Here is a 17,045-nt window from a genome sequence, read left to right as displayed (position 1 = left end):
ACTAATTGCCCGTGAGGCTTAACCATACAACACCCAAGGGGTTTTGTGGACTCAAAGAAAGACCAGACCTTGAATGAGTTTGAAGAGATAGACTTTTAAATCAGTTTTCCGAATTTTAAAATTTGCTTGGCGACCATAGCATTGTGGACCCACCTGATTCCATGCCGAACTCAGAAGTGAAACACAATAGCGCCGATGGTAGTGTGGGGTTTCCCCATGTGAGAGTAGGACATCGCCAGGCTTTAAATTAAATCTTTAGGTTGACCAACCTGGAGATATGGACGCTCACTTAGTGAGTTGACCACTGCGGAGTGGTAGTTCAGTTGGTTAGAATACCGGCCTGTCACGCCGGGGGTCGCGGGTTCGAGTCCCGTCCACTCCGCCACTTATTCAGAGTTTCAGCTCTTTAAAACTGAAAATAGGGGTGTAGCTCCAATTGGCAGAGCAGCGGATTCCAAATCCGCGTGTTGGGAGTTCGAATCTCTCCACCCCTGCCATATTTAAGGCTCTAGCAGAAATGCTAGAGCCTTTTTGCTTTCTGAAGCTAATTATACGCCATTAGCAAAGCAGCGGATTCTCCGGCTTACCAAAATAGCGCGTGTTGGGAGTCTAAACCTCTACTCCTGCCACATACAAAGCCTCAGCAGAAATGCTAGGGATTTTTTACGTCTGTTGCTTCTTCGAAGCAATGTTGGGAGAACTAGGCGTCCTCCTAACTTACCAGTCTGGTTGAATCTCCGGAGTGCCGACTCAGTCCTCCTCTGGCATATTTAAGGATCTAGACTGCACGCCCCGGTAGAAAGACTAGACCTTTCTTGCTACTGCATCAGATGTTCTATAGAGAAGTTTCGGTTCTAGAACATTGGTGTGCGAAGCTTTAACTCTAATTACAATTCCTCTTCGATCGTGGTTCTCTTTCTACACTTTATTATGCTTTCAATACTTCACTTTAAAAGAAGGCCATGTATCTTTACTTAATTTATTTCCGTAAATGCTTTGTGTTTATCTTCGCTCGAATGTACTCAAACTGGTGGTTGCTTGTTGGTCTGTTTGGAAGCGTTAGGTACGACAAAGAGTCGTGATTGCAGATAGCAATCATGACTAAAGTAGTGGTCAGAGATAAGGGAGCAACTTGTAGGCTAGAGAGGCGTGCTTGTTGATGGACACTGATACAAAAAAGGCCGCTTATACTAAGCGACCTTCATTTATATTTTTCGGTGTTAATCCAATTCCTTCTCAGCTTGTTTCGCTTTCTCTATCATTGGAGTAATTGTCGAACCTTGAACTAAGATTGAGAACACAACAACAGCGTATGTCATGACAAGGATAATCTCTTTAACATCGATTGACTTGTCTTCAATAACCCAAATGCCTGAAGGTATTGAAAGAGCCATTGCTAGAGCTAGACCACCACGCAAACCGCCCCAAGTCAGGATCTTGATTGACCATGGGTTGTAAGTTCTAAAACGTTTAAATCCAATATAAGACAAGAACACGCTTAGGTAGCGAGCGCTTAGTACTAGAGGAACAGCGAATGCCATTAGGATCCAGTCTTCTTGGTGGAATTTGAATAACAGCATCGACATACCGATTAATAAGAACAATACGCCGTTTAAGAACTCATCGATTAATTCCCAAAAGTGATCTAGGTGATCTTCACTCTCTTTCGAGAATCCAATAAAGCGAGTCCAGTTACCAATCATGATACCTGATACCACCATCGCTAATGGTCCTGATACATGTAGAACTTCAGCAAACGCATAACCAGCAGTTGGGATGCCGATGGTTAATAGCAACTCCATAGAGTGATCATCGGTATTGCTGATTAGGTAGTGGAATATCAGACCTAAAACAAAACCGTAGACGATGCCGCCAATCGCCTCTTGGACAAACAACATTGTCACACTACCAACTGTAGGAGCCTCTGTTCCGAATGCAATGGTAAAGAGTGTTACGAAGATGACTAGGCCAAAACCATCGTTGAATAGAGATTCTCCTTCGATTTGAGTAGAGATTCGTCTGGGAGCATCGAGTTTTTTTACTATTGCTAACACGGCAATTGGATCGGTTGGAGATATTAGAGACCCAAACAGTAAGCAATAAATCAGGTCAAATTGAATGCCGATAAATTGACAAAACCCATAGAGCACAAACCCAATAAAGAAGGTTGAAAACAGTGTTGCACCTAATGCTAGTACAGTTATTTCCCACTTCTGATCTTTTAAGTTTGGTAGTTTAATCCCCAAGCCGCCCGCGAAGAGTAAGAAACCTAATATTCCTTTCAGGAGGAAGTCTTCAAAGTTAATACTGGCAACGGTCTCTGAGGCGATGTCTGCCAATTGAAACCAATTGTTTTGTCCCGCAATGATAATCAATAGAGATAGCATCATTGAGCCAGCTGTAATGGCGATGGTTGTCTGCATTTTACCAATTTTGGTATTCACGAAAGCAATAAGCATGGCTGCAGCGGACAAGAAGCATAAGGTGTAATAGACCGACATTGGGATTCCAATATGTAACAAAGTATGGAAATTAATTTTCGTTGTCTCATGCTTAAATAGCAAACACTTTTTGTCATAGCTTAGTAATCAATTTCCTTTTTTAGACGTCTAGACTCCTTTTTAATGTGTGATAGGATGGAGGGATAATTAAAGGAATGAGGCTGTACCGTGGGAAGTAATGTAAGGCAAAAGATTGAGGCTCTGTTAAAGCAACGAATTTTACTGATTGATGGTGGCATGGGTACCATGATTCAGGATTATAAATTGGAAGAGCAGGACTATCGTGGTGAGCGCTTTGCTGATTGGCATTGTGACTTAAAAGGTAACAATGACCTTTTGGTACTTACACAACCTAAGCTTATCAAAGGTATCCACACGGAGTATTTGGAAGCGGGTGCAGATATCCTCGAAACCAATACCTTTAATGCAACAACCATTGCTATGGCCGACTATGATATGGAAAGTCTTAGCGAAGAAATTAACTATGCTGCTGCTAAACTGGCTCGAGAAGCGGCAGATGAATGGACAGCGAAGACGCCAGAGAAACCTCGTTTCGTGGCGGGTGTTTTAGGTCCAACTAACCGAACTTGTTCTCTCTCCCCAGATGTTAATGACCCGGGCTATCGTAATGTGAGCTTTGATGAACTTGTAGTGGCGTATTCTGAGTCGACTCGTGCTCTTATCAAAGGCGGCTCAGACCTGATTCTTATCGAGACTATCTTCGATACACTTAACGCGAAGGCGTGCTCTTTTGCTGTTGAATCAGTCTTTGAAGAAATGGGTATCACTTTACCAGTTATGATCTCAGGTACTATCACCGATGCATCTGGTCGAACGCTTTCCGGACAAACGACGGAAGCATTCTACAACGCTCTTCGTCATGTAAAACCAATCTCGTTCGGTTTGAACTGTGCATTAGGCCCAGATGAATTGCGCGAATATGTCGGTGAGATGTCTCGTATCTCCGAATGTCATGTTTCTGCACACCCTAACGCGGGTTTACCTAACGCATTTGGTGAGTATGACCTGTCTCCCGAAGATATGGCTGAACACGTCAAGGAATGGGCTGAAAGTGGTTTCTTGAACTTAATTGGTGGTTGTTGTGGTACGACGCCAGAACATATACGCCAAATGGCAGAAGCTGTTGAGGGTGTAACACCGCGCCAACTACCAGATTTACCCGTCTCTTGCCGTCTATCTGGTCTAGAACCATTGACGATTTCTAAGGAATCTCTGTTTGTTAACGTGGGAGAACGTACTAACGTTACGGGCTCTGCTCGCTTTAAGCGCCTTATCAAAGAAGAGCTATATGATGAAGCTTTGAGTGTGGCTCGAGAGCAAGTTGAGAACGGCGCTCAAATTATCGATATTAACATGGATGAAGGAATGCTAGACGCTGAGGCGTGTATGGTTAAATTCCTTAATCTATGTGCATCTGAGCCTGAGATCTCGAAAGTGCCAGTCATGGTCGACTCTTCAAAATGGGAAGTTATTGAAGCGGGTCTGAAATGTATTCAGGGTAAAGGCATCGTTAACTCTATCTCATTGAAAGAAGGGAAAGAGAAGTTTGTCGAACAAGCTAAACTGGTTCGCCGATATGGTGCAGCCGTTATCGTGATGGCGTTCGATGAAGTTGGCCAAGCTGATACTCGAGAGCGTAAGGTTGAGATTTGTACTAATGCCTACAATATTCTGGTTGATGAAGTGGGCTTCCCACCTGAAGATATTATTTTTGACCCGAACATTTTTGCTGTGGCGACGGGTATTGATGAGCATAACAATTATGCGGTCGATTTCATTGAAGCAGTAGGAGATATCAAACGTGATCTCCCTCATGCGATGATCTCTGGTGGTGTATCGAATGTTTCGTTCTCATTCCGAGGTAATAACTACGTTCGTGAGGCAATCCACGCAGTATTCCTATATCACTGTTTTAAAAACGGTATGGATATGGGCATCGTAAATGCTGGGCAATTAGAGATTTACGATAATGTCCCAGAGGATTTACGTGAAGCCGTTGAAGATGTGGTTCTAAACCGCCGAGATGATTCCACTGAGCGCTTGCTAGATATCGCGACTGAATACCTAGAGCGTGCAGTGGGAAAAGTTGAAGATAAATCTGCTTTAGAGTGGCGTACTTGGCCAGTAGAAAAGCGTTTAGAACATTCTTTAGTGAAAGGTATTACCGACTTTATTGTTGAAGATACAGAAGAAGCTCGTGTTAATGCTTCTCGCCCTATAGAGGTGATTGAAGGCCCATTAATGGATGGCATGAACGTGGTTGGTGACCTCTTTGGTGAAGGTAAGATGTTCCTTCCTCAAGTAGTGAAATCTGCACGTGTTATGAAGCAAGCAGTAGCCCATCTAGAACCATTTATTAATGCAACCAAAGATGTTGGTGCGACTAACGGAAAAATCTTACTTGCGACCGTAAAAGGTGATGTTCACGATATCGGTAAAAACATTGTAGGCGTTGTCTTGCAGTGTAATAACTACGAAATTATCGATTTAGGCGTGATGGTTTCATGTGAAAAAATCCTTAAGGTCGCTAAAGAAGAGAACGTCGACATTATAGGCTTATCCGGGCTAATTACTCCTTCTCTTGATGAGATGGTGCATGTGGCTAAAGAGATGGAGAGACAAGGCTTCAAACTGCCTCTTCTGATCGGTGGAGCAACCACATCCAAAGCGCATACAGCCGTTAAGATTGAACAGAACTACTCTGAGCCTGTGGTCTACGTAAACAATGCTTCACGTGCGGTGGGTGTATGTACCTCATTGCTATCTAACGAATTGAAGCCCGCATTTGTTGAGAAGTTGGATATTGATTACGACCGTGTGCGAGATCAGCACAATCGTAAAAAACCACGGACTAAGCCAGTCTCGCTAGAGAGAGCGCGTGCCAATAAAGTTGCTATCGATTGGAATGCGTATACTCCCCCTGCACCCGCTAAACTCGGAGTACACATCTTCAAGGACTTTGATGTGGCTACTTTGCGTCAGTACATCGACTGGACTCCATTCTTTATGACATGGTCATTGGTCGGTAAATACCCTGCAATTCTTAATCATGAAGAAGTGGGCGAGGAAGCGAAGCGTTTATTCAAAGATGCGAATGATTTATTGGATCGAGTGCAGAAAGAGAAGTTACTTGAAGCCCGTGGGATGTGTGCCATGTTCCCTGCCAACAGCGTTGGCGATGATATTGAAGTGTATACCGATGAATCTCGTACTGAAGTGCTAAAGGTTTTGCACAACCTTCGTCAACAAACCGAGAAGCCAAAAGGTTTTAACTACTGTTTGTCTGATTACATTGCACCGAAAGATAGCGGTAAAGCGGACTGGATTGGTGGCTTTGCGGTGACTGGTGGTATCGGTGAGCGAGAGCTTGCTGATGAATACAAAGCCAACGGTGATGACTACAACGCGATTATGATTCAGGCGGTTGCTGATCGATTGGCCGAAGCGTTTGCTGAATACTTGCATAAAGAAGTGAGAAAGGACATTTGGGGCTACTCGCCGGATGAGGACTTGTCGAATGACGATTTGATTCGAGAAAAGTACCAAGGTATTCGTCCAGCTCCGGGTTACCCTGCTTGCCCAGAACATACAGAGAAAGGCACGTTGTGGGAGTTGATGGACGTTGAAAAAGCAATCGACATGTCACTAACCACGAGTTACGCAATGTGGCCTGGTGCTTCAGTGTCTGGTATGTATTTCTCACATCCTGATGCTAGATATTTTGCAATTGCACAGATTCAACAAGATCAAGTGGATAGCTATGCCGACCGTAAAGGTTGGGATATGTTGGAAGCTGAGAAGTGGTTAGGTCCAAACATTAACTAGTTTGAATCTATGACGAGCTTTGACTCGTAACGTAAAAAAGAGAAAGGGTTGCTCAAGAGCAACCCTTTTTGTATCTGTAATTTAGTTATTTATCTGTCGATGATAAACGACTATCTACTCAAATAACTCTTGATGAAGTTTTTGAATCGCCAACTTAGACACAGATTCATCTAGCAAGAAGCATAGGTTGTGCGGGCTTGCTCCGTAACAAATCATACGTAGGTTGAAATCTTCTAGAGTGCCGAATACCTGCTTTGCATAGCCTTTGCTTTCGCTCATGTTGTTACCAATAAGAGCAACAAGGCATAGGTCGTGCTCAATATCTACGGAGCACAATTCTTCAAGCTCAAGGCGAGCGGCTTCAGGTAATTCAGGAGCACCACCAGAGGTATCTGTTTGATCGAGAGTCAGTGAGACACTGATCTCTGAGGTAGTGATAAGATCGACAGAGATCTTATGTTTAGCCAGGATCTCGAACACTTTTGCTAGGAAGCCATAAGCATGGAACATATTAGCGCTACGTAGCGTAACCATGGTTTGGTTGCAGCGTAGGGCAAGCGCTCTAAATAGAGGGGAGCTTTCAACTTGTTGACGAATCCATGTGCCACCAAGCTCTGGCGCTTTTGATGAGCCGACAAAAACCGGGATTTGATGGCGTAGGGCAGGAACCAGAGTCGAAGGGTGTAATATCTTTGCGCCAAAGTTTGCCATCTCAGAGGCTTCGCTGAAGCTGATCTCTGGGATTGGAGAAGCTTTCGGTGCGATGCGTGGATCTGTGGTGTAGATCCCCGGAACATCCGTCCAAATTTCTAAGCCAATCGCTTGCACCGACTCAGCAATCAGTGCAGCTGAATAATCACTGCCACCACGACCTAATGTTGTGGTGTTACCTTCGCTATCGGCACCGATAAAACCTTGAGTAACGACAACTTGTTCTTCGCAAAGTGGAATCAGTTTCTGCTGTGCAAGGGCTGCAATATCTTCCAGTTGTGGTTCTGCTTTACCGAAATCATCATTGGTGCGCATCACTTCTCTGATATCAAAACGAATCGCTGGTGTACCACGTTCGCGAATGATTTGAGCGAGGATATGCGTCGACATCAGTTCGCCACATGCGACAAGGTGGTCAGTCAGTTTTGTGCTTACTTGGAACGACGCTGCTTCGGCTGCACTCGCAATATCATCGAGAATGCTATGAACCTCTTTCTCGATACGGATCGGATCGGCTAACTGAGCAAGAATCGTATTATGAATGTCGGTTAACTGTGTCACTAGTTCTTGGCGACGAGTTTTATCTTGAACACCATTCGCGAGTTCAACAAGCAGGTTAGTAACGCCTGAGCACGCGCTGCTCACGACCAGTTTCGTATTCGAGTTATTTTCAATAATGGCAGCACAACGGCTCATTGCTTCAAAGTTGGCAACACTTGTTCCACCAAACTTAGCGACATTAAAAGAACCAGCTACATTAGATGCACTCACGATATATCTCCCACGACTTCCTAAAATAAAATTACGGTTGGGTAATCCAACGTCCGATGTTTTTCGAAGAGAGTATTTAGAGCAAAAAGAGAGGAATTATTAGAATAGTAACCTCAGAAGCTCCTCACCATATAGAAATGGCGACAGTTGCCGGGATTCAGCCCGCTCAACCGATAATAAAGGTCCTGCATCCTTTTATTATCTCGGCACTGCTCCCCCTTAATGTTTTGTATTGGAAATGCGGTTCCACAAAACACCTGCCTGGGCAGTGCTCCTCTTCTGCTAGATAGCCATTTCATTGAACGTGTTTGCGGTAACAATGTCAATCCGTAACTAGAGATATTTAAAAAATAATTTTAACAATTATGTGACACTGGTGTGACCTCAATACTTATGGCTAATTGCTGAGGTAATCAATTTGCTTTAGGGTGGATTGTTCACAACATTAACGTAAGGGATGTACATGTCTAATTTAACACTCACTACTGCTATCGATAGCTTTTATCCACCGCACCGAACGTTAATGGGGCCGGGGCCTTCAGACATTTCTCCTCAAGTTCTACAGGCCTTGAGCCGTCCAACTATTGGTCACCTCGACCCGTTATTTATCGCGATGATGGATGAACTGAAACAACTTCTTAAGTATGCCTTCCAAACAGAGAATGAATTTACGATTGCTGTTTCTGCTCCAGGTAGTGCGGGGATGGAAACCTGTTTTGTTAACTTGATTGAGTCTGGCGAGAAGGTGATTGTTTGTCGCAACGGTGTTTTCGGTGAACGTATGCGAGAAAATGTTGTGCGTTGTGGTGGTGAAGCGATCCTTGTTGATGACGAATGGGGCAAACCCGTCTCTGTGGAAAAGGTAGAAAAGGCATTGGCAGAAAACCCTGATGCTGTTGCTGTCGCATTTGTGCATGCAGAAACGTCTACTGGCGCGTTATCGGATGCTCAAGCGATTTCCGCAGTCGCTCGTCAATTTGATGCATTATCGATTGTGGATGCGGTGACATCATTAGGTGGTGTGCCATTGTTGGTTGATGAATGGCAACTCGATGCGGTTTATTCAGGCAGTCAAAAGTGTCTATCTTGCGTTCCTGGACTGTCTCCAGTGACTTTCTCTCAACGTGCAGTTGAGAAGATGAAGGCGCGTCAATCACCAGTACAAAGCTGGTTCCTAGATCAGAGCTTGGTATTAGGTTATTGGAGTGGAGAAGGTAAGCGTAGTTACCACCACACGGCGCCCGTGAACAGCTTATATGCTCTGCATGAGTCGTTGGTTTTGTTGAAAAATGAAGGTCTAGACAACGCTTGGTCACGTCACTACGCGATGCACCAAGAACTGAAAGCTGGCGTAGAAGCTTTGGGATTAAAATTTGTGGTTGATGAAGAGAGTCGCTTACCTCAATTGAATGCGCTTTACTTCCCTGAAGGGATTGATGAAGCCAAAATAAGAACGCAGCTGTTAGAAGAGTATAATCTTGAAATTGGTGCTGGCCTTGGCTCTTTAGCTGGGAAGGCTTGGCGTATTGGTTTAATGGGGTATGGCGCTCGAAAAGAGAATGTCGCTTTGTGCTTAAAAGCGTTACAAGACGTTTTAAAATAACGGCAATAAACTGAAGTTTAAAAGAAAAGCGCACGAGAGATCGTGCGCTTTTTGTATCTAGATCATGTCAATATAGTGAATGAATACTAGATTCCTTGGCATCATTTAGCTGAAGAAATGTTGTTTTCTGCTTCGGATATCTTCTTATACTGGACCTTGGAAAAGTCTCTATTTGGGAACAAGAAGCTCGCTTCACTACGAATTTGTTCGGCTTTACTGTGATCGCCCAACCCTTGATATGCAAGAATCAGGTTGCTGTAGAAAGCAGGCCTTGGCTTACGTTTTATGATCTCTAACGACCAATCTATATAAGGTTGGATCAAGCTAGGATCAGCTTTGTAGAGGCCGATATTTAGATAGGTGCTGTATACGTCCCAATCATAGCGATCTTTCCATACTACGGGGTTCGTTACCTGCTTAAGAATGTCCGGGTTTCTGGGTTTAGAAAGTTCAAATTGAGTCAGGACATAATTGGTGTGTAAGGCACTCAACATATAAAAACTGACCAAGATAGGGACGACTAAGCTCGATACTCTAAATAGGGTTTTACTGATGATACTAAATGGCTGTTGGTAGTGACGAGAAGCTCGTTGATCGACCCAGTAAATCAAAATGATAAAGGTTATCCAGTGAATCGCTGAGTGGTAAAAAGGGTACTCGAGCTGAGAATGTAAGAGTATCGGTATAAATAGCGCAAGTAGTGCTAGACGTGTCCCCTTTGCTGAGCTTGCTATGCGCGACATTACTAAGAACGCAGCAATCAAGATACCGATAATTGGTACAATTCCACCCTCTACTCCCCAAAACAGGAACTCATTGTGCGGATGATCCATTGAAGGAAGGCCGGGATGATAATTTGAGTTAAGTTGATGTTGGCGAGCCGTGTATAGCGTGTATTCGGATTCGAACTTTCCGTAGCCATAACCGGTAAATGGCTTTTCGATCATCATATCGAGCGCTTGTGGAAAGGTATAAGCTCGTGGACTCTCTAAGTTTGCTTTTTTACTGGCGAAACTATCAGTTGCGCTGAGGCTGATCACCGAAAAAGCGACGACGATACCGACTACCACTGATGCGCACCATCCGTAGAAGCGTTTCTTGGTCGAGAACTTGTAAAGGTAAGGCAGAATGCAGACAAACCCGATTACGGCAGCCAACCATCCTGTACGTGATGCAATGATGATCAGCAAAGGTACGGTTAAGGTTGGTGTCAGGTATAGTAAGAACGACTCGCTAATTTTGTGATTATATTTAGCGGGCTGTCTTGCTAAAAGATACGCTGAAAGCACAAAACCTGTAGCTAGAAAGCTTGCCATAACATTCGGTTGTTGGAATATCCCATAAGGTCTATTGGCCGCAGTGTTGTAACCAAATAGGTTGTCAGGTTCGAGTAAGAAATATTGCACATAGCCAAAAAGTGCTTGTAGGACGACGGCAAGAACAATGAACCACAACATGCGTTGTTTGTGTTTGTTACTGAATTTAAATTGCTGAAGCACCACGAATAAAGCGAAGCCCGCCCACAATCCCAGTAGTCGGCCTGATGCGGCTTGAGGAGAGGTGTTGCTGTAAAGAATGGGCAGCGTCAGTATCACGCAACTTATTAGTAAGCCAACGGTTAACTTTGAATATTTGAGTGCTCGGTTAGTGGCAAGCTGGTAGAAGCCAATCGCCAACGTAAAGCTAAGAGCTAACCAAGTGGTTGGATTAAAGGATAAAGCGAGGCCTGAGCCTCCAGGATTGGGCATGAAAAAATGCATGGCTAATAAGAATACAACAGCTAAAGAGGCAAGGAATGCCTTGTTAAGCGGAAGCTGAGTTCTCTGATTTTCTAGCTGGGTACCGCTAGTATGTATTGTTGCCATAAATCCCTAACCTTATAAAAACAGAGCTTGTTCCTTCTGAAACAAGCTCTGTTACTTTAACATTTTTCTGTCTGCTCGCAGGGAGCTATTTTACACCTACTTCAAATTTAACATAGGCTTAAGGAAGCGAGCAGTGTGCGAACCTTCGACTAACGCCACATCTTCAGGTGTACCTTCTGCAACAATTTCACCGCCTCCTTGACCACCTTCAGGGCCAAGATCTAGGATCCAGTCCGCTGTTTTGACGACGTCTAGGTTATGCTCAATCACGACAACCGTATTACCGTGATCACGTAATCTATGCAGTACCGTTAACAGTTGCTGGATATCGTGGAAATGCAGGCCTGTTGTTGGCTCATCGAGGATGTATAAGGTTTTCCCCGTGTCTCGTTTAGACAACTCTCTTGCCAACTTAACACGTTGAGCTTCACCGCCAGACAAGGTTGTCGCTGCTTGTCCGAGGCGAATGTAGGAAAGGCCAACATCCATTAATGTTTGCAGCTTACGAGCGATAACGGGTACCGGGTTGAAGTATTCACGAGCATCTTCGACAGTCATCTCTAGAACTTCGTCAATGGTTTTACCCTTGTAGCGGACCTCTAGAGTCTCACGGTTATAACGCTTACCTTTACACACATCACACGGTACATACACATCTGGCAAGAAATGCATCTCTACTTTGATGACACCGTCTCCCTGACACGCTTCACAGCGACCACCACGAACGTTGAAACTGAATCGACCTGGCTTGTAGCCACGAGATCGTGATTCTTGTGTACCTGCAAATAACTCTCGAATTGGAGTAAAAATACCAGTGTAGGTTGCAGGGTTTGATCTTGGTGTACGACCGATGGGGCTTTGGTCAATATCGATCACTTTGTCGAAATGCTCTAAGCCTTTTATCTTTTTGTGCTGCGCCGGAACTGCAGTGGTTGCACCGTTTAATTGAGTGTGAGCGACTTTAAAGAAGGTGTCATTAATTAGTGTAGATTTTCCTGACCCCGATACACCCGTAATACAGCTGAACAAGCCTACAGGGATCGTCGCAGTGACATTCTTTAGGTTATTTCCTGTCGCGCCAACGATCTCGACGACCTTTTTCTTGTTGATAGGCGTTCTTTGTTTTGGTACCACAATTTCTTTGGCGCCGCTCAGGTATTGCCCAGTTAAAGAATTCGGGTTTTCGATGATGTCTTGCATGGTGCCTTCAGCGACCACATGACCACCATGAACACCAGCCCCAGGGCCGATATCGATAACATGGTCAGCGCAACGAATTGCATCTTCGTCATGCTCAACAACAAGCACGGTATTTCCTAAATCTCTTAGGTGAACCAGAGTTTGCAGTAGACGTTCATTATCACGCTGGTGGAGGCCAATCGATGGCTCATCCAGCACATACATAACGCCAACTAAACCGGCACCAATTTGACTTGCGAGACGAATTCTTTGCGCTTCACCACCAGACAGTGTTTCTGCACTGCGTGATAAGTTCAGATAATTCAAACCCACGTTCACCAAGAAGTGCAGACGATCATTGATCTCTTTCATCACTTTATCAGCGATTTGCCCACGCTGGCCGCTAAGCGATAAGTTTTGGAAAAACTCTAGTGCATCAGCAATACTGAGCTGAACGATTTCTGGCAGTGTGGTATCGCCAATAAAGACATTTCGAGCTTCTAATCTTAAGCGCGTACCATCACAGCTAGAACATGATTTCGTTGATATGTACTTGGCAAGATCTTCACGCACCGCGCTAGATTCAGTGTCGCGGTAACGGCGTTCTAACGTATTTAAAATGCCTTCAAAGGGGTGGCGTTTTACTCGGATATCACCACGATCATTGATGTATTTGAATTCAACTTCAGTTCTACCAGAGCCCTTGAGGATGATCTCTTGAGTTTTCTTTGGTAGAGAGTTAAATGGCGCATAGAGGTCAAAACCATAATGGTCTGATAACGACGTTAGCATCTGAAAATAGTAATAATTTTTCTGATCCCAGCCTTTAATCGCACCTTCAGCAATACTTAGGTTCTCATCCAAGATCACTCGACTTGGATCGAAATACTGTTGAACGCCAAGACCATCACACGTACCACACGCCCCTGCTGGGTTGTTGAATGAAAACAGACGAGGCTCAAGTTCCTGCATGCTGTAACCACATTTTGGACAAGCGAAGTTTGCAGAGAACACTATCTCTTCTTGTTTTGTATCATCCATCCAACCGACTACAGCGATACCGCCAGAGAGCTCTAATGTTGTCTCAAACGATTCAGCTAAACGCTGTTGAAGATCTGGGCGAACCTTAAAGCGGTCAACGACGACTTCGATGGTGTGCTTCTTGTGCAGCTCCAATGTGGGTGGATCGGACAAATCACAGGTCTCGCCATCAATACGAGCACGGATAAAGCCTTGAGCCGCTAGGTTCTCAAGCGTTTTAACGTGCTCACCTTTACGTTCTTTGACTATCGGAGCCAACAGCATCATCTTTGAACCAGCAGGCAGTTCTAAGACTTTATCGACCATTTGACTGATGGTTTGTGCTGCAAGAGGGGTATTGTGATCAGGGCAGCGCGGTTCACCGACACGAGCATAAAGTAGTCTTAGGTAATCATAGACTTCAGTGATGGTGCCAACAGTTGAACGAGGATTGTGAGAAGTTGATTTCTGTTCGATGGAGATGGCTGGAGATAAACCTTCGATGTGGTCGACATCGGGTTTTTCCATGAGAGATAGAAATTGACGAGCGTAGGCCGACAAAGACTCAACATAACGACGTTGACCTTCTGCGTAGAGGGTATCAAACGCAAGTGACGACTTTCCTGAACCTGATAAGCCGGTGATAACTGTCAGCTTATCACGAGGTATGGTTAGGTTAATGTCTTTGAGGTTATGCGTACGAGCGCCTCTAATTTCTATTTTATCCATCTCAACAGACCATGTAATTTTAAGTGGCTAAAGTATTACATAGAGTGAGATTTGTGCAAAGTTTTACTGGATAAAAAAACAGTAAACAAAAAGGGCGACTCAAAGAGTCGCCCTTTCTACAATCAGTAACGTTGACTACTAACCCGTCGTTATGCTTCTTTCTTTGTCGAGTGTTTACCTAGCTCGATTTGCTGTTGGTCTTTCTTGTATAGGTTTTCAAAGCAGTAGTTTGTCGCTTCGATGTAGCCTTCTACGCTACCGCAGTCAAAACGCTGGCCTTTAAATTTGTAAGCCAATACACAGCCTGCTTTTGCTTGTTTTAGCAATGCATCAGTGATTTGGATTTCACCGCCTTTACCTGGTTCAGTCTGCTCAATAAGCTCAAAGATATCTGGAGTCAGAATGTAACGACCAATGATCGCTAGATTGCTTGGGGCAGTACCTGGTTCTGGCTTTTCTACCATGTCATCGACACGGAAAAGATCATCTTTGATCATCTCGCCCGAGATAACACCGTATTTGTGCGTTTCGTTTTCAGGCACTTCTTGCACTGCAACGATTGAGCAACGGAACTGTTTGTATAGCGCAACCATTTGAGCCAGTACGCCTTGCTGTTCGTTCACACAAAGGTCATCAGCAAGCACAACGGCAAAAGGTTCATCACCCACAAGCTCACGACCAGTCAAGATAGCATGGCCTAGACCTTTCATTTCGCGTTGACGAATGTAGGTGAAGTTTGCTGCTTCAATTGTCTCACGAATATTGATCAGCAAATCTTCTTTATTGGTGCCGCTGATCTGGTGCTCAAGCTCGTAGTTCTTATCAAAGTGGTCCATCAATGAATGCTTACCACGGCCAGTCACGATGCACATTCCATCCATGCCGGCTTCAATTGCTTCTTCAACGCCGTATTCAATTAGAGGTTTGTTTACAACGGGCATCATTTCTTTCGGCATTGACTTGGTTGCAGGTAAGAAGCGAGTACCGTAGCCAGCTGCCGGGAAAAGGCACTTTTTGATCATGATAAGACCCTTTATCTATAATAATTATGGATTCAACCGGAGTGGTTGATATTTTCTGAGGGCAACTCTAGCATAAGTAATGGCAAAAATTCAGCAACAATCCGTATGGTTCACTAGAGTTTTCCTCAAAATTATCGTCAGTTTAAGAGGCTGATCAATTATGCAAGCAAGTTCTGGTTGGCCCATGCGATGGCTTGGACTCTATTTTTAACGGCCAATTTACGGAATATCTGATAAAGGTGAGATTTAACCGTGAATTCGCTAATAAACAAATCATCGGCTATTTGAGTGTTTGATGAGCCAGATTGAAGGCAACGAATGACTTGCAGCTCTCTAATGGTTAAGTCGACATTAGTGGGGGTTGTATTGGTGCTCACGATGTTTCGATAGTAGAACAACAATTGGCTTGCCACTTTTCTAGGTAGCCAATTGTCTCCATTGATCACCTCTTCAAGTCCCTTCGCTATTTTGGCCTTCTCTTCAGTGTTGTAAAACAGACCTTTTAATACGCCAAACGTAATCAGCTCCGAGGTAGGCAGTGCCTTGGGGACATTGAATAGAATGATCTCATGATTTTTCCACATTACGGGTAGATTTGGATGAAGGTTCGTTAATTGAGGTACCTCTTTGTAATCAACGAGCAAAATTCGGTTGCTCTGCTTTCGGTCAAATAACATCAGATCATCTGGTGTCATCTTGAAAAGGGTTAGAGACAAAAACTTTTCTATCTCTTTTACATGTAAATAGGTGTTACTCGGATCGATACAGATAAAATGTAACGTGCGAGCATATCGAGATTTTCTCATTGAAACTCCTTGTTGAACTGGGATGAGATTTCACGTTGTCATGCATGCTTTCGCTTCTCTAGAGCGTTTCTTGTGACTTGCGTTGAATATCAACTTGGAAAGTAAATGAGAGGTTTGTAAGTGGAGAAAAAAGCAACATCGATCTGAATATCATGATTTGTTACGTTTTTATTCTTTGTAGTGAGGCGAGAATAGGAATGCGATTTATCACTGTAGAAAAGCATGCTATTCTTGTGCGCTAAAATTTTCTGAGACTATGAATTTAGACGGAGCAAATCATGGCTAGCCGTGGAGTTAATAAAGTTATATTAGTGGGTAACCTAGGTAATGACCCTGAAATTCGTTACATGCCAAATGGCGGCGCAGTAGCGAACATTACCATTGCAACGTCAGAGTCATGGCGTGACAAAGCAACTGGCGAACAGCGTGAAAAAACAGAATGGCACCGTGTTGCTCTGTTTGGCAAGCTGGCGGAAGTTGCTGGTGAGTACCTACGTAAAGGTTCTCAAGTTTACATTGAAGGTCAACTTCAAACTCGTAAATGGCAAGATCAAAGCGGTCAAGACCGTTACACGACAGAAGTGGTTGTTCAAGGCTTCAACGGTGTAATGCAAATGCTTGGTGGCCGTGCTCAAGGTGGTGCTCCTGCTCAAGGCGGTATGGGTAACAACAACCAACAGCAAGGTGGTTGGGGTCAGCCACAGCAGCCACAACAGCAGCAGCAATACAGTGCTCCAGCTCAACAGCAGCCAAAAGCACCTCAACAAGCTCCACAACAGGCTCAACCTCAATATAATGAGCCACCGATGGATTTTGATGATGACATCCCATTTTAAGCCCTGTTTTTAATATATTATAAAGACAGTATTAAATTGGAAAAAGCCGCGTTTATCGCGGCTTTTTGTTACCTAGAATTCTTAACGCTTTATTTACAACGTCAATTTATAGTATAAGTAGCAATACGGTATAATGTGAGTTGAAAAGGATTTCGT

At 44.1% G+C, this 17,045-nt stretch carries 9 protein-coding genes, 2 tRNA genes, 1 rRNA gene and 1 riboswitch; of the genes, 6 read left to right on the top strand and 6 right to left on the bottom strand.

The window, feature by feature from the left end; all coding sequences use genetic code 11:
• Positions 1–125 precede the first annotated feature (125 nt).
• From rrf to OW495_RS07520, 3 genes are all read left to right on the top strand, one after another.
• Positions 126–241 (top strand): 5S ribosomal RNA (gene rrf, locus OW495_RS07530).
• Between the two features lie 67 nt (positions 242–308).
• Positions 309–385 (top strand) — tRNA-Asp (locus OW495_RS07525).
• Between the two features lie 35 nt (positions 386–420).
• Positions 421–497: transfer RNA gene (locus OW495_RS07520), tRNA-Trp, on the top strand.
• Positions 498–1,220: 723 nt separating this feature from the next.
• On the opposite strand, the gene OW495_RS07515 is transcribed toward OW495_RS07520, so the two are convergent.
• The gene (locus OW495_RS07515) at positions 1,221–2,501 is read right to left on the bottom strand and encodes a sodium:proton antiporter (protein ID WP_102513575.1); all 1,281 of its coding nucleotides are present in this window, start codon (positions 2,499–2,501) and stop codon (positions 1,221–1,223) included.
• Positions 2,502–2,669: 168 nt separating this feature from the next.
• Here OW495_RS07515 and metH point away from each other — a divergent pair, with 168 nt between their 5' ends.
• The gene (gene metH / locus OW495_RS07510; RefSeq protein WP_102513574.1) at positions 2,670–6,347 is read left to right on the top strand and encodes a methionine synthase; all 3,678 of its coding nucleotides are present in this window, start codon (positions 2,670–2,672) and stop codon (positions 6,345–6,347) included.
• 114 nt (positions 6,348–6,461) lie between these two features.
• Here metH and lysC read toward each other — a convergent pair whose 3' ends face one another.
• Entirely contained in the window at positions 6,462–7,829 is a 1,368-nt protein-coding gene (gene lysC / locus OW495_RS07505; RefSeq protein WP_102513573.1) for a lysine-sensitive aspartokinase 3, read from the bottom strand.
• A 109-nt stretch (positions 7,830–7,938) separates the two neighbouring features.
• Positions 7,939–8,116: riboswitch (Lysine riboswitch) on the bottom strand.
• 176 nt (positions 8,117–8,292) lie between these two features.
• Here lysC and OW495_RS07500 point away from each other — a divergent pair.
• Complete coding sequence (locus tag OW495_RS07500; RefSeq protein WP_102513572.1) at positions 8,293–9,432, top strand: alanine--glyoxylate aminotransferase family protein; 1,140 nt, start codon at positions 8,293–8,295, stop codon at positions 9,430–9,432.
• Between the two features lie 101 nt (positions 9,433–9,533).
• Here OW495_RS07500 and OW495_RS07495 read toward each other — a convergent pair whose 3' ends face one another.
• The 4 genes from OW495_RS07495 to OW495_RS07480 form a co-directional block, all read right to left on the bottom strand.
• The gene (locus tag OW495_RS07495) at positions 9,534–11,297 is read right to left on the bottom strand and encodes a PglL family O-oligosaccharyltransferase (RefSeq protein ID WP_102513571.1); all 1,764 of its coding nucleotides are present in this window, start codon (positions 11,295–11,297) and stop codon (positions 9,534–9,536) included.
• Between the two features lie 96 nt (positions 11,298–11,393).
• Entirely contained in the window at positions 11,394–14,225 is a 2,832-nt protein-coding gene (uvrA, locus tag OW495_RS07490; protein ID WP_102513570.1) for an excinuclease ABC subunit UvrA, read from the bottom strand.
• Between the two features lie 149 nt (positions 14,226–14,374).
• The gene (gene galU / locus OW495_RS07485) at positions 14,375–15,247 is read right to left on the bottom strand and encodes a UTP--glucose-1-phosphate uridylyltransferase GalU (protein ID WP_102513569.1); all 873 of its coding nucleotides are present in this window, start codon (positions 15,245–15,247) and stop codon (positions 14,375–14,377) included.
• Between the two features lie 158 nt (positions 15,248–15,405).
• A complete protein-coding gene (locus tag OW495_RS07480) occupies positions 15,406–16,053 on the bottom strand; it encodes a LuxR C-terminal-related transcriptional regulator (protein WP_065105522.1) in 648 nt (215 codons plus the stop codon).
• A gap of 278 nt (positions 16,054–16,331) precedes the next feature.
• On the opposite strand from OW495_RS07480, the gene OW495_RS07475 reads away from it, so the two are divergent.
• Positions 16,332–16,889, top strand: coding sequence for a single-stranded DNA-binding protein (locus tag OW495_RS07475; protein WP_102281886.1), 558 nt, complete (start codon positions 16,332–16,334; stop codon positions 16,887–16,889).
• Positions 16,890–17,045 lie beyond the last annotated feature (156 nt).

Source organism: Vibrio sp. 14N.309.X.WAT.E.F5 (assembly GCF_030397615.1).
In the GTDB taxonomy this organism is placed as follows: Bacteria; Pseudomonadota; Gammaproteobacteria; order Enterobacterales; family Vibrionaceae; genus Vibrio; species Vibrio lentus.
Note: the sequence above shows the minus strand (reverse complement) of the source record. Positions and strands in the feature narration are given on the sequence as shown.